The organism is Saccharothrix sp. 6-C (genome assembly GCF_016695385.1).
Classification (GTDB): Bacteria; Actinomycetota; Actinomycetes; order Mycobacteriales; family Pseudonocardiaceae; genus Actinosynnema; species Actinosynnema texasense.
In genome coordinates, this window is sequence record NZ_CP064192.1 from 1,748,322 (window position 1) to 1,761,556 (window position 13,235).

At 72.4% G+C, this 13,235-nt stretch carries 13 protein-coding genes; 7 read left to right on the forward strand and 6 right to left on the reverse strand.

From position 1 onward, the window contains the following. The first annotated feature begins 24 nt into the window (after positions 1–24). Complete coding sequence (locus IOD16_RS08120) at positions 25–1,437, forward strand: GH1 family beta-glucosidase (protein ID WP_236594822.1); 1,413 nt, start codon at positions 25–27, stop codon at positions 1,435–1,437. Between the two features lie 309 nt (positions 1,438–1,746). Here IOD16_RS08120 and IOD16_RS08125 read toward each other — a convergent pair whose 3' ends face one another. Next, positions 1,747–3,882 carry a discoidin domain-containing protein gene (locus IOD16_RS08125; RefSeq protein WP_201439535.1) on the reverse strand — a complete coding sequence of 712 codons (2,136 nt, stop codon included), beginning with the start codon at positions 3,880–3,882 and terminating at the stop codon, positions 1,747–1,749. Between the two features lie 186 nt (positions 3,883–4,068). On the opposite strand from IOD16_RS08125, the gene IOD16_RS08130 reads away from it, so the two are divergent. Then, positions 4,069–4,983, forward strand: a complete 915-nt coding sequence (locus IOD16_RS08130) for a DUF1996 domain-containing protein (RefSeq protein ID WP_123742814.1) — start codon at positions 4,069–4,071, stop codon at positions 4,981–4,983. After that, a complete protein-coding gene (locus IOD16_RS08135) occupies positions 4,980–5,510 on the forward strand; it encodes a DUF305 domain-containing protein (protein ID WP_201439536.1) in 531 nt (176 codons plus the stop codon). Before IOD16_RS08130 ends, IOD16_RS08135 begins: the two co-directional genes overlap by 4 nt. A 3-nt stretch (positions 5,511–5,513) precedes the next feature. On the opposite strand, the gene IOD16_RS08140 is transcribed toward IOD16_RS08135, so the two are convergent. Then, on the reverse strand, positions 5,514–6,179 hold the full coding sequence (locus IOD16_RS08140) for an HAD family hydrolase (protein WP_201439537.1): 666 nt from the start codon (positions 6,177–6,179) through the stop codon (positions 5,514–5,516). A gap of 184 nt (positions 6,180–6,363) precedes the next feature. Here IOD16_RS08140 and IOD16_RS08145 point away from each other — a divergent pair, with 184 nt between their 5' ends. The 3 genes from IOD16_RS08145 to IOD16_RS08155 all read left to right on the forward strand — a co-directional run bounded on the left by IOD16_RS08145 (position 6,364) and on the right by IOD16_RS08155 (position 8,359). Beyond that, positions 6,364–7,116: a DUF427 domain-containing protein gene (locus IOD16_RS08145; RefSeq protein WP_123742811.1), complete on the forward strand. Its 753-nt coding sequence runs from the start codon at positions 6,364–6,366 to the stop codon at positions 7,114–7,116. A 136-nt stretch (positions 7,117–7,252) separates the two neighbouring features. Further along, positions 7,253–7,795 carry a uracil-DNA glycosylase gene (locus IOD16_RS08150; protein WP_170185026.1) on the forward strand — a complete coding sequence of 181 codons (543 nt, stop codon included), beginning with the start codon at positions 7,253–7,255 and terminating at the stop codon, positions 7,793–7,795. Positions 7,796–7,885: 90 nt separating this feature from the next. Continuing rightward, positions 7,886–8,359: a TspO/MBR family protein gene (locus tag IOD16_RS08155; protein WP_201439538.1), complete on the forward strand. Its 474-nt coding sequence runs from the start codon at positions 7,886–7,888 to the stop codon at positions 8,357–8,359. Here IOD16_RS08155 and IOD16_RS08160 read toward each other — a convergent pair. Together IOD16_RS08160 and IOD16_RS08165 are read right to left on the reverse strand one after the other, a co-directional pair. Continuing rightward, complete coding sequence (locus IOD16_RS08160) at positions 8,346–9,305, reverse strand: helix-turn-helix transcriptional regulator (protein WP_201439539.1); 960 nt, start codon at positions 9,303–9,305, stop codon at positions 8,346–8,348. The two genes, IOD16_RS08155 and IOD16_RS08160, sit on opposite strands and share 14 nt — an antisense overlap. A 60-nt stretch (positions 9,306–9,365) precedes the next feature. Next, a complete protein-coding gene (locus IOD16_RS08165) occupies positions 9,366–10,418 on the reverse strand; it encodes an ATP-dependent DNA ligase (protein WP_201439540.1) in 1,053 nt (350 codons plus the stop codon). A 114-nt stretch (positions 10,419–10,532) separates the two neighbouring features. On the opposite strand from IOD16_RS08165, the gene IOD16_RS08170 reads away from it, so the two are divergent. Continuing rightward, on the forward strand, positions 10,533–11,036 hold the full coding sequence (locus IOD16_RS08170) for a DinB family protein (RefSeq protein ID WP_123742808.1): 504 nt from the start codon (positions 10,533–10,535) through the stop codon (positions 11,034–11,036). 60 nt (positions 11,037–11,096) lie between these two features. Here the strand turns inward: IOD16_RS08170 and IOD16_RS08175 are convergent, their stop codons facing one another. Both IOD16_RS08175 and IOD16_RS08180 read right to left on the reverse strand, forming a co-directional pair. After that, positions 11,097–11,543, reverse strand: a complete 447-nt coding sequence (locus IOD16_RS08175) for a cupin domain-containing protein (protein WP_123742807.1) — start codon at positions 11,541–11,543, stop codon at positions 11,097–11,099. Continuing rightward, positions 11,540–13,063, reverse strand: coding sequence for a GGDEF domain-containing protein (locus IOD16_RS08180; protein ID WP_201439541.1), 1,524 nt, complete (start codon positions 13,061–13,063; stop codon positions 11,540–11,542). The genes IOD16_RS08175 and IOD16_RS08180 overlap by 4 nt, the downstream gene beginning before the upstream one ends. Between the last annotated feature and the right edge of the window lie 172 nt (positions 13,064–13,235).

Sequence of the window (13,235 nt, forward strand, 5' to 3'; positions counted from 1 at the left end):
CGACCTCCAGAGGAGTTTCCCCAAGTGGAGAGTTCAACCGACACCACGGCGTCGACCGTCGGGCTCGACCCCGCGATCGACACCCTGCCCGCCTCGTTCCGCTGGGGCGTGGCGACTTCCGCGTACCAGATCGAGGGAGCTCATGAGGAGGACGGTCGCGGACCGTCCATCTGGGACACCTACTGCCGCACGCCCGGCATGGTGCACAACGGCGACAACGGCGACGTCGCGTGCGACCACTACCACCGGATGCCCGAGGACGTCGCGCTGATCGGCTCCCTCGGCGTGGACACCTACCGGTTCTCCGTCGCCTGGCCGCGCGTGCAGCCGGGCGGCAAGGGCCCGGTCAACGCGCCCGGCATGGCGTTCTACGACCGGCTGGTGGACGAGCTGCTGGCCAAGGGCATCGACCCGTGGGTCACGCTCTACCACTGGGACCTGCCGCAGGAGCTGGAGGACGCGGGCGGCTGGCCGGTCCGCGACACCGCCTACCGGTTCGCCGACTACTCGATGCTCGTGTTCGACGCGCTGTCGGACCGGGTGCGCAACTGGACCACGCTCAACGAGCCGTGGTGCTCGGCGATGCTCGGCTACTACGAGGGCCGCCAGGCGCCCGGCAGGCAGGACTTCGGCGCCGCCATCCACGCCGTGCACCACCTGCTGCTCGGCCACGGCCTGGCCACGCAGCGGATGCGCGAGGCGGCCGGGGAGCCCATGGAGTTCGGCATCACGCTGAACATGAGCCACGCCAGCCCCGCCACCGACAGCGCGGCCGACCACGACGCGGCCCGCCGGGCGGACGGCCTGTCCCGCCGGATCTACCTCGACCCGCTGGTGCGCGGCGAGTACCCGGCCGACGTGGTGGCGGACCTGTCCGCGCGCGGGGTGGAGATCCCCGTGGAGCCGGGCGACCTGGAGATCATCAAGCAGCCGATCGACGTGCTGGGCGTGAACTACTACTCCAGCTCCAAGTTCTCCGGCGTGGACGAGGCGGGCAACACCGAGGACGCCGACGGCGTGCCGGTCTGCCGGGAGGTCCGCTACGGCCGCCCGGTCACCGCGATGGACTGGGAGATCGTCCCCGAGGGCTTCACCAACCTGCTGGTGCAGATCGGCGAGGACTACCCCGGCGTGCCGATGGTCATCACGGAGAACGGCGCGGCGTTCGACGACGAGGCCGGCGAGTCCGGGTTCGTCCGGGACGACGACCGCACCGCGTACCTGGACTCGCACATCGCGGCCGTGGCCAAGGCGCGGACGGCGGGCGCGGACGTGCGCGGCTACTTCGCGTGGTCCCTGATGGACAACTTCGAGTGGTCCTACGGCTACGACAAGCGGTTCGGCCTGGTGCACGTGGACTACGACACCCAGGTCCGCACCCTGAAGAGCAGCGCGCTGTGGTACCGGGACACGATTCGCCGCGTCCGCGGCAGCTGATCGGGCGGCTGGGGGGGGCGTGCGGCGGGACTCCCGCGGCACGCCCTTCGGCCGCGCACCGTCGCCGGAGTGGCCGCACCCGGTGGCGCGACGGCCGAAGGGCCGGGGGACGTGAGCCCTCCGGCCCTTCGGTCTTGCCCGTCTGCGTCTGTCTGTACGTCCGCGCCGGTGCCGGTGTGCGGCTTGTCGGCTGAGGGGGAGGGGAGCGTGCCCGCTTCGACCCCGTGGCCTTGCCGGCGGGTGTCGGCGCACGAGCCGACGGCGGAAGGGCCGGGGGACGTGCTCCCGCCGGCCCTCCGCCCTTCCCCGTCAGCGCCGGTAGACGCCGAGCTCGTAGAGCGAGTAACCCCACCCGGTGCCGCGCTGCGTGGCGTGCAGCCGCACGTACCGGCCGGTCGCGGTGACGTCGATCGAGTCGACGCCCCCGTTGCCGGTCGTGGTGCCGTACACCGAGCGCCAGGTCGTGCCGTCGTCGGACACCTGGATCTCGTACGCCCGGCCGTACGCGCCCTCCCACACCAGCTGCACGTGCTGGAACGTGGTCACCGCGCCCAGGTCGACCCGCAGCCACTGCGGGTCGGACCAGTCGGTGGCCCAGCGGGTGCCCGCGTTGCCGTCCACCGCGTTCGAGGGCGGGAACGGCGCGCCGTCGCCCACCTGCTGGTAGGACGAGGCCGTGGTCGCCTTGCCCCGGGCCACGTTCACGCCCGCCGGCTGCGGCGCGACGACCCGCACCGACTTCGTCTCGATGCCGATGTTGCCCCGGCCGTCCTCGGCCATCACGTACACCTTCCACACCCCGAGCCGGTCGGGCGCGGTGACGGTGAGCCGGTTGCCGTTGACCTGCACGGGCGTGAAGCCCAGGCCGCCGCTGTTGTCGATGTACTTGCTGTTGAACGCCGCCGACCAGGCGATCGCGTCGCCGTTCGGGTCGCTCGCGGCCACGTCGATGCTCAGCTGCGCGCCCGCCGCGACGCTGGTGGGCAGGTTCATCGCGCTGATCACCGGCGGGGTGTTGGCGGGCGTCGCGCCGCCGAACGCCCGCTGCACCGCGTAGAACGAGAGCCGCTTCTTGCCCGCCGGGGTCAGGTTGAACCACACCGCGCCGAAGTCGTACTCCGTGCCGTAGTGGAACAACGTGCCGCCGAACGACACGCCGGTGTGGCCGGTGATGCACTCCCACGCCCGCGTGTAGCCGTCCCGCTTCTGCACGTCCGTCGGCTCGCTCGGCACGCCGTTGACGTCGTTGGGCACCTCCCACTCGCCGGCCGGACCGGCCTCGGTGAGGATGTAGGGCTTGGTGTGGCCGCCGTTGACCCAGTCCTGCCGGACCTGGCACACGTTGCCGTAGGAGTTCACCGAGTACAGGTCGAGGTCGGGCGCGTGCGCCTTGAGGTAGGTCCAGGCGCCGGTCCACGCGTCGGTGTTGGTGACCGGGTGGTTGGTGTCGATGGCGTGGATGGCGCGCGCGGCCTCGTTGACGTACTTGGCGTACGCGACGCGCTGATTCTCCAGCTCGGCGCCGGAGTAGCAGTTCTGCAGGCCGAGGATGGACTCGTTGCCGACGTTCCACATGAGCACGCCGGGGTGGTCCTTGTAGGTGGTGACCCACTGCTTGATCGTGGTCATCATGTCGTTCTTGTAGGTGGCGTCGGTGACGTAGTTGACGCAGCCGCCCGAGCCGGGGCCGCCGCCCGGCTGCAACCAGAACCCGGCCATCACCTTGATGCCGTTGGCCGCCGAGGCGTCCAGCAGCGGCTTGGTGGTGGCGTCGGTGCCCCAGGTGCGCAACGTGTTGACGCCCATGGACTTCAGCTCCGGCATGTACCGGGCCGCGTCCGCCGCCGGCGGGCCCCAGGTGAGGCCCTTCACCGTCCACGGCCGGCCGTCCACCATGAGCTGCCAGTTGCCCTGGGAGCCGGTGACGTGCACGCCCGTGCCGGGCGGGGGAGTGTCGCCCTGGGTGCCGTAGACGCGGAACTCCCACAGCGAGTAGCCGTAGCCGTTGGCGCGCTGGGTGCCGTGCACGCGGACGTACCGGCCGGAGCCGGTGACGGTGAAGCCCTGCTTGCCGCCGGTGCCGGCGGTCGTGGTGTGGACCGGGGTCCAGGTGGCGCCGTCGTCGGAGACCTGGACCTGGAACGAGGTCGCGTACGCGGCCTCCCAGTCCAGCTCGACGCGGCTGAGGGTCGAGGTGGCGCCGAGGTCCACCCGCAGCCACTGCGGGTCGCTCCACGCGCTGGCCCACCGGGTGCCGGCGTTGCCGTCCACGGCCGCCGACGCGGGCGTGCCCGCGCCTTCGGTCGAGGACGCCGTGGCCGGCTTGCCCTGGGAGAGCAGCACGGGTGCGGCGTTCGCGGTGCCGGGGACGACTGCGAGTCCCACGAGCAGCGCGGACCCCAGCAGCGTGACGAGCACTCTGCTGGCGGATCGGAGGCGGTACATGGCGTCTCCTGCCGGGATTGTCGGATCGAGGTGCGGGAGAGCGCTCTCTCAACCCGGCTCGAAGTGTTACGAACCGACTACGGATCTGTCAATGACCGTCCTCTTGACACCTCGGTCACGGGCGGGCAACCTCATTTGGGAGAGCGCTCTCCCAGCCACGTTCCCCACGTCGGCAGGAGGACAAAGGTGTCCCGAAAACTCCGCGCGCTGGCCGCGACCGCTGCGGTCGGCCTACTGACGAGCGTCCTGGCGGTCGTCACCCAACCGGCCCAGGCCGATGAGCTGGTCACGCACCACGAGTTCCAGGCCAACTGCTCGGTCACGGTGCACCGGCCGGACGACCCGATCGTCTTCCCCGGGTTGCCCGGCGCGTCGCACATGCACACGTTCCTGGGCAACAACTCCACCAACGCGAGCAGCACCAACGCGTCGCTGAAGACCGGGCAGACCAACTGCAAGACCCCGGACGACAAGTCGGCGTACTGGTTCCCGTCGCTCTACAACGGCGACCAGCTGATCGTGCCCGACTTCCCGCAGGTCATCTACTACAAGTCCGGCATCCTGAAGTACCAGGAGGTCCGGTCGTTCCCGGCCGGGATCCGGTTCGTGGTGGGCAGCCCCACCGCGACGCAGGACCAGTTCCGCACCGCGCCCGGCGCGGTCGAGGGCTGGGAGTGCGGCAACAGCTCCCACAACTGGGACTTCCCGTCCTACTGCCCGCCGGGCACCCAGCTCAACGTCCGCTACCAGGCGCCGAGCTGCTGGAACGGGCGCGACCTCGACTCGGCGGACCACAAGTCGCACATGGCGTACCCGGACCGGGCGACGCTGGTGTGCCCGTCCACGCACCCGGTGCCCGTGCCGATGCTGGAGTTCAAGATCGCGTTCCCGGTGTCGGGCGACATGTCGCGCGTGCGGCTGGCCAGCGGGCGCGGCTACACCTGGCACTACGACTTCATGAACGCGTGGGACGCGCCCACGTTGCAGGCGTTGGTCAGCCACTGCGTCAACGGCGGCCTGCAGTGCGACCCGCGCGGGTACGACCAGTACAAGCCGCAACGGGGCGCCGCCCTCGGGCCGGACTACCGGCTGCCGCGGTGACGACGATCCCGTCCACCCCGGGGCGCCTTCGGGCGCTCTGGGGTGCCGCGCTGCTGATCCTGGCCGCGTGCGCGCCGGCTCCGACCCCGGCGCCACCGGCGGAGGCGTCCCCGTTCAACGCCACCGACACCGCGTGGATCCAGCTGATGATCCCGATGAACGAGCAGCTGCTGCCCGCGCTCGCCCTCGCGCCACCCGGGCTCGCGCCGCTCGCGGCGGAGCTGAAGGTGTCGCACGAGGAGGAACTGGTCCAGCTCAAGCGGTTGCGCGCGCGGGCCGGGCTGTCGGACGAGAACCCGCACGCCGGGCACCAGATGCCCGGCCTGGTGTCGGAGGTGGACCTGGCGGGCCTGCGCCTGGACCCGACCGGCCTGCCCGCGAAGCTGCGCGAGCACCTGGATCAGTCGGCGCTGCTGGCCCGCGGCGAGCAGGACAGCGGCGCGGACCCGGAGACCCGTGACCTGGCGGCGTCGATCGCCGCGGCCCGCGCCGAGCAGACCTCGCGACTGGGGGCGGTGTCGCCTTAGGACTCACCCCGAGGAGAGGAGCCCGACGAGGTGGTCGACCGCCGCCGGCAGGTCGGCCGGTCCGTCGACCGCGATCCCCGCCCCGCCCAGCTCGCGCAGCGGCTTGATGTCGATGTCGTGGCGGTCGCCCACGCCCCACGCGTGGCGGGCGTCGACGCCGAACCGCTCCAGCACCACGCGGAACGCGCCGGGGTCGGGCTTCGGCCTGCCTCCCACGTCGTCCGCGCTCACCACGGCGGTGAAGCCGCGCGCGCCGACACCGATCCGGTCGAGGATCGCCTCCGCCGCACCGCTGGTGTTGTTGGTGAGCAACGCGATGGGCACCACCGCGCGCAGCCGCGCCAGCTCGCGCACCACCCGCTCGTCGGGCCGGACGCCGTCCGCGATCGACAGGTGCGCGTCGCGGTACTCGCGCCACTGGTCCACGCCGACGCCGTGGGCGAGGACGAACGCGGTGGCCGAGGTGCGCGACCAGTCGGTGCGCATCAGCTCGCGCAGCTCCGCCACCTCGCGCGCGGCGCGGTCGGGCGGCTCGCCCCGCAGCTCCACGAGCATCGCGCCGATCACGTCCAGCACCAGCCCGGTGTACAGCTCGCGCGGGTAGAGCGTCCCGTCCAGGTCGAAGACGACCAGACGCGGCGCCGACCCGTTGTCGACCACCTCGATCACCGGCCGAGCCTAGCCGGCCGCACCGCCGGCGAGCGGGCGAACCGGCGCTCGGCCGCCCGGCGCAACGGGTTCGGCGGTCGCGCCGGGTCCACGGCCCGGGTCGGGCGACACCGCGGGACGTTCGGCAACACCGGAGAAACGGGTCGCCTCCCGGCGTGCCGCGCTCGGGCGTACTTTCGGAATCATGAGTGCTGCGGAACGCGGACGCGTGCGGGTGGAGACCGGGACCAAGCGGGTCCGGGCCTACCTGGCGGGCGAACTGGTCGTGGACACCACACGACCGGTGCTGGTGTGGGAGAAGCCGTACTACCCCACGTACTACTTCCCGGCGGAGGACGTGCGGGCCGACCTGGCGCCCACGGGCGAGGTGAAGCGCTCGCCCAGCCGGGGCAACGGCGAGCTGCTCGACGTGAAGACCGGCTCGGCGTCGGCGGCGGGCGCGGGGCTGCGGTACCCGGACTCGCCGCTGGAGGCGCTGCGCGACCTGGTCCGGCTGGACTGGGACGCGATGGACGAGTGGTTCGAGGAGGACGAGCCGGTCTACGTCCACCCGCGCGACCCGTACACCAGGGTCGACGCGCTGCCCAGCAGCAGGCACATCCGGGTGGAGGTCGGCGGCGTCGAGGTCGCGAACTCGCACCGGCCGGTGATCCTGTTCGAGACCGGGCTGCCCGCCCGCTACTACCTGCCGATGACCGACGTCCGGCTGGACCTGCTGCGGCCGACGGACCTGCGGACCAGCTGCCCGTACAAGGGGACCGCCGAGTACTGGTCGGTGGTGGTCGGCGAGCAGACGCACGAGAACGTCGTCTGGGGCTACCGCAACCCGCTGCCGGAGAGCCGGCAGGTCACGGGCCTGGTCGCGTTCTACAACGAGAAGGTCGACACCTACGTCGACGGCGTGCTGGAGGAGCGGCCCCGCACCCACTTCGCCTGACGCCGGCGCGATCCTCCCGGTGCGCCGCCCGGACGGCGGATGGTAGTGCCTGATCAAGACGGGAACGCTAGCGCCCATGGACGTCTTCCCCTCCACCCCGAGGGCACACCGGAACCCCGTGGTCGTCGCTCGGAAGATGGCTCTGCTCAAAGCGCCCCACCTGGCGAAGTTGACGGAGTTCGCGCAGCGCATCGCCACCGAGCGCAAGGCCGACGTGCCGCTGTTCGACCCGGCGAGCGGCGGCGTGAACGCCAAGGTCCTGCTGCTGCTGGAGTCGCCCGGGTCCGCGTCGTCGGGCTCGGGCCTCAACTCGCCGGACAACGACGACCCGACCGCCGCCAACGTGTTCGCCGCGATGGCCGAAGCGGGCCTGTCCCGGCGGGTGAGCCTGAGCTGGAACGTGGTGCCCTGGTACCTCGCCAACCGCGAGCCGTCGCCCGCCGACCTGCGCGCGGCGGTGCCGTACCTGGTGGAGCTGCTGCGGATGCTGACCGCGCTCAAGGCGGTCGTCGTGCTGGGCAGGCCCGCCGGCACCGGCTGGACGCTGTCCGGCCGCGGCCACAAGCTGAAGGTGTTCAACGCGCCCCACCCGTCGCCGCTGTCCATCAACCGGGACCGGGCGGGCCGGTGGCCGCAGCTCGTCGCCGCCTGCCGGCAGGCGGCCGAGGCGGCCGACTGAGCACCGGCGCCCCGCCCTCGCGGCCCGGCGAGGCCGACCCGGGCCGCGATCCGTCATGCGGACCGCGCCCGCCCTTCCTAGCCTTGGCACATGGCACACCTGTCGGTACGACGACCCCTGGCCGGACTGGCGGTGTTCGCCGCCGCCGTCGCCGCGACCGCCGTCATCGGCTCCCTGGCGGCGGTCTCCTCCTCGGCGGAGTACGAGGCGCTGCGCACGCCGTCGTGGGCGCCGCCGTCCTGGCTGTTCGGCCCGGTGTGGACGGCGCTGTACGTGATGATCGCGCTGTCCGGCTGGCTGTTCTGGAAGCGGCACGGCGCGAGCCGGGAACTCGTCCTGTTCGCCGTCCAACTGGTCCTCAACGCCGCCTGGACGCCGTTGTTCTTCGCCGCCGGGCGCTACGGCCTGGCGCTGGCCGACATCATCGCGCTGCTCGTCTCGATCGTCGCGCTGATCGTCGTGTTCGGCCGCAGGCACCGGCTCGCCGCGGTGCTGCTCGTGCCGTACCTGGCCTGGGTGGGCTTCGCGACCGCGTTGAACGCGAGCATCCTCAGCCTGAACTGACCGCCCGGCCGATCCGGTCGCGCAGCTCGCGCAGGTGCCGGACCAGCTCGGGCGGCTCGTGCACCTGGAACTCGCCGCCCAGCTGCACCAGGTGGAACGCCAGGTACTCGACGGTGTCGGTGAGGTCCCTGATCACGCAGGTCCGCTCGTCGACGACCTCGACGGCCACGCCCGGGAACCGGGCCCGCACGTCCCCGGCGGGCAGGTGGACCGTCGCGACGAGCCGGTAGGTGGGCGCTCGGCTGAGCATGTGCTCCGCCAGGTAGGCCGCCGGGTCGTCGGAGGGCAGCGCGCGCGGCGCGAACCGCGCCCCGGTGGGCGCCGGCGAGGTCATCCGGTCGACCCGGAAGAACCGCCAGTCGTCGCGGTCCGGGTCGAACGCCACCAGGTACCAGCGCCGCCCGGACGGCACCAGGTGCAGCGGCTCGACGTGCCGCCCGCTCTCCGCGCCGTCCGCCGCCGCGTACCGGAACCGCAGCCGTTCCCGGTTCGCGATGGCGGACGCCAGCACGGTCAGGTGCCCGGGGTCCACGGTGACCCCGTCGGCTCCCAGCACCACCGGCAACGTCGCCGCGCCCAGCGCGCCCACCCGCCGCCGCAGCCGGGCCGGCAGCACCTGCTCCAGCTTCGCCAAGGCCCGCACCGACGCCTCCTCGATGCCGGCCACGGTCTGCCGCGCCGCCGTGCGCAACCCGACCGCGATGGCCACGGCCTCCTCGTCGTCCAGCAGCAACGGCGGCATGGCCGCGCCCGCGACCAGCCGGTAACCGCCCTCGGCGCCCATCGACGCCTCCACCGGGTAGCCGAGCTCGCGCAGCCGGTCGACGTCGCGGCGGATCGTGCGCGGGCTGACCTCCAGCCGCCGCGCCAACTCGCTGCCCGGCCACTCGCGCGGTAGCTGGAGCAGGGACAACAGGGAGAGCAGCCGGCCCGCGGTGTCGGTCACGCGGCCAAGGATGCCCGACGGGTGGGACAGGTCCCGTCCTACTTCCCGACCGGCCCCGTCCTACTTCCCGAACAGCTCCCGCAGCTCCGCGGGCGCGACTTCTTCGAGCTGCGCGTACGTGCACGACTCGGGGGTGCGGTCCGGGCGGAAGCGGACCAGCCTGCTCGTGTGCCGGAACCGCCGTGCCTGGAGGTGCTCGTAGCGCACCTCGGCGACCAGCTCCGGCCGCAGGGGCTCCCAGGTCAGCGTCTTGGTCGGGTTCCACCGGCTCTGCGCGCCCGGCGTGGCCGCGTCGATCGAGGCCCACTCCGCCCACGGGTGCCCGACCAGCGCGTCCCGCCGGTAGGGCGCCAACTCCTCCACCAGCTCATGGCGGCGCGCGGCGGTGAAGCTGCTGGCCACGCCGACGTGGTGCAGCGCCCCGGCGTCGTCGAACAGCCCGAGCAGCAGCGAGCCGACCCCGACCCCGTCCTTGTGCGGCCGGTACCCGGCCACCACGCAGTCGGCCGTCCGCTCGTGCTTGACCTTCCACATCACCCGCTTGTCCTGCTCGTAGGCCAGGTCGGTCCGCTTGGCCACCACCCCGTCGAACCCCGCGCCCTCGAACCGGGTGAACCAGTCCTCGGCCTGGTCGGGGTCGTCCGTCGCGGGCGTCAGGTACAGCCCCGGCACGTCGGCCAGCACGCCTTCGAGCAGCCGCCGCCGTTCGCCGAACGGCGTGCCGGTCAGGTCCCGGTCGCCCAGCGCGAGCAGGTCGAACGCGACGAACCCGGCGGGCGTGTCGACGGCCAGCTTGCGCACCCGCGACGCGGCCGGGTGCAGCCGCAGTTGCAGCAGGTCGAAGCTCAACCCCTCGGGCGTGACGATGACGATCTCGCCGTCCACCACGCACCGCGGCGGCAACCCCGCCGACAGCGCCTCCACCACCTCGGGGAAGTACCTGGTCAACGGCCGGTCGTTGCGCGAGCCGAGCTCCAGCTCGTCGCCGTCGCGGAACACCACGCACCGGAACCCGTCCCACTTCGGCTCGAAGACGAGCCCGGGCTCGCGCGGCACCGCGTGCACGGCCTTGGCGAGCATCGGCCGCACCGGCGGCATCACGGGGAGGTCCACGGGCCGAGCGTAATTCGAAGGAGTGGACTTCACCGTGGAGCGGCATCGAGGGCGGAAGTTGTCCGCAATGCCTCATAGGGTGGTCTCATCACCGCAACGGAAGGCAGAACCACCATGAGCACCACCGCGACCCTCTCGACCGAACTCACCGACCTGCGGTCGAGCCTGACCAGGCACCGCGAGTTCCTCCGCGTCACGGTGCGCGGGATGAGCGACGAGCAGGCGCGGCAGACGCCCACGGCGAGCGAGCTCTCCCTCGGTGGCCTCATCAAGCACGTCCGCACCGTGGAAGAGGCGTGGATGCGCTTCGCGGTCGGCGGCGCGGAGCTGATGGAGAGCGTCCAGTCGGACTGGGTGAACGGCTTCCGGATGCTCGAGCACGAGACGCTGGCCGGGCTGCTCGCGGACTACGAGGAGACGGCGGCGAAGACCGAGCGGCTGCTGGAGGAGCTGGACCTGGACACCGCCCACCCGCTGCCCGTCGCGCCGTGGTTCGAGCAGGGCGCCACGTGGACCGTCCGCCGCGTGGTGCTGCACCTGATCGCCGAGACGTCGCAGCACGCCGGCCACGCGGACATCATCCGCGAGACCATCGACGGCCAGAAGACGATGGGCTGACCGGCCCCCGGTCGGACATCGGTCGGTGGTCGGTCGACGGGCCGACCCCGGGCCGGCCGGTCAGCGGCGGCAGAGCCGGCGGACCAGGTCGGCGTGCGAAGGGTAGCGCGGCGCGAGGGTGTCGGCCTCGCCGAAGGTGACCACGTCGTCGGTGTAGGGCGGCACCACGACCGTGCCGGCCAACGACCACTCGCCGGCCGGCTCACTGGCCTGCCACACCCCGGCGGGCACCACCACCTGCGGTCGCTGGCCCGCCGCGAGGTCCGGCCCCAGCACGGGCGTGGTCACCGCGCCGTCCGGGTGCAGCAGCAGCATCCGCAGCGGCGCGCCGCGGTGGTAGGCGTAGACCTCCAGGTGGTCGAGCTTGTGCACGCCGGAGAACTCGCCCTCCCGCAGCAGGTAGTAGATCGCGGAGGCCTCGGGCGACCGCCAGGACTGCCCGAACCACCCGCCTTCCACCGGCAGCTCGACCAGGCCCAGCGCCGCGATGACGTCCTCGGCGTTCACGTCAGTTCCGCCTCCACCGATCCGTGCACCACGACCATGCCCTTGCCGAGCCGCTTCGCCGTGTACATCGCCGCGTCCGCCGAGCCGAGCAGGTCGTCGGCGCTCAACGACGGGTCGAACCCCTCGCGGTGCGAGATGCCGATCGACGCGCGGATCACGTGCGTGCCGTTCGCCGTGCGGTGCGGCTCGTCCAGCGCGTCGAGCACCCGCCGCCCGATCTCCTCCGGCGGCTGCGGGTAGCCGTCGACCAGCACGCCGAACTCGTCGCCGCCCAGCCGCGCCACCACGTCCTGCGACCGCACGCACGCCTGCAACCGCGACGCCACGATCCGCAGCACCGCGTCGCCCTCGGCGTGCCCGAAGTTGTCGTTGACGTCCTTGAACCCGTCCACGTCGATGAACAGCACCACCACCGGCGACGTCCCGGCCAGCGCCGCGTCCAGCCGTTCCCGGAACAGCGCCCGGTTCGGCACGCCGGTCAACGGGTCGTGGTAGGCCTGGTGCCGCAGCCGTTCGCGGCTGTCCCGCAGCTGCTCCAGCAGCTTCACGTTGTCGATCAGGGTCAGCAGCTGCCGCGCGATCACCAGCAGCACCACGCCGAGCCCGACGTAGATCTCCAGCGGGTTGAGCCGCACGCCCGTCGCCGTGCCGACCACGATGAACAGGCCCGTGACCAGCATCGGCAGGTACGGCACCAGCAGGTGCAGCAGCTCGCCCGCGCGCAGCCGGGCCGCGCCGACCCGTTCCCGCGCGGCGTTGCCCGGCGCGATCGAGCTGAGGAAGAACAACGCCGGGCACACCATGAACCCGATGTCGGCGGCCGTCGGGATGGCGGTCGCGCCCTTGCTCACCAGGTACGCGAACACCCAGCCCGACCCGGACTGCGCCAGGCCCGCCAGCGCGATGAACAGCACCGGCAGCTGCCGCACCGACCGGTGCGTCCACGAGGACACCAGCAGCACGACCAGCATCACCAGGTACGCCGCCGGGTGCGCCACCACGGTCGCGAAACCGGGGCCGGAGGTGGCCCAGGCGCGGACCATCGACTCCAGCAGCGACACCCACGTGAGCACGAACAGCGAGCCGACCACGATCAGCCCGTCCAGCGCGACGACCAGCCTGCTGCGGTGGCCCGGCAGCTTGCCCGACCCGCCGTGGGCCAGCACCAGGATCGCGCACAGCGTCAGCCCCGGCACGAGCATGAACCCGATCGGCGCCAGCGTGGACGAGGGCAGCGCCACCCCGAGGATCACCTGGCCCCAGATCCACACGGCCAGCCCGACGGCCAGGCTCGCCATGGCCGCGACCATCCACAGCCGCCAGCGCCGCGCCACGCCCTGCCGCACCCGCGCGGCCCGCCAGTACGACACCATCGCGGCGGACGCGGCGAGCAGCTGGGTGAGCTTGTCGATCGCGACGGACGTCGGCCGGTCGAACACCCCGGAGACGACGAGGCAGACGAGGCCGAAGACCAGGGCGCAGACGGCACCGGAGACGACGCCGAACCGCCTCAGGGTCATGGCACCCCGCTCATGCCGCCACTGGAGTCGATCAGTTGACCGAGCCACTGTAATGACCCCGTGACGCTGTGTCGATCTGGGGGTGCCTCTTCGTCACCGTCCGCGTGGTCACCGAGCCGGGCGGTGCGCCTGTCGGCGGACCGGGCTGTGCGCGTGTCACCGGGCCGGTCGT

Bases quoted from the DNA above. Each gene is read 5' to 3' on its own strand.
- IOD16_RS08125 (WP_201439535.1), bottom strand. From the start codon at position 3,882: ATGTACCGCCTCCGATCCGCCAGCAGAGTGCTCGTCACGCTGCTGGGG.
- IOD16_RS08145 (WP_123742811.1), top strand. From the start codon at position 6,364: ATGAGTGCTGCGGAACGCGGACGCGTGCGGGTGGAGACCGGGACCAAG.
- IOD16_RS08150 (WP_170185026.1), top strand. From the start codon at position 7,253: ATGGCTCTGCTCAAAGCGCCCCACCTGGCGAAGTTGACGGAGTTCGCG.
- IOD16_RS08155 (WP_201439538.1), top strand. From the start codon at position 7,886: ATGGCACACCTGTCGGTACGACGACCCCTGGCCGGACTGGCGGTGTTC.
- IOD16_RS08170 (WP_123742808.1), top strand. From the start codon at position 10,533: ATGAGCACCACCGCGACCCTCTCGACCGAACTCACCGACCTGCGGTCG.
- IOD16_RS08180 (WP_201439541.1), bottom strand. From the start codon at position 13,063: ATGACCCTGAGGCGGTTCGGCGTCGTCTCCGGTGCCGTCTGCGCCCTG.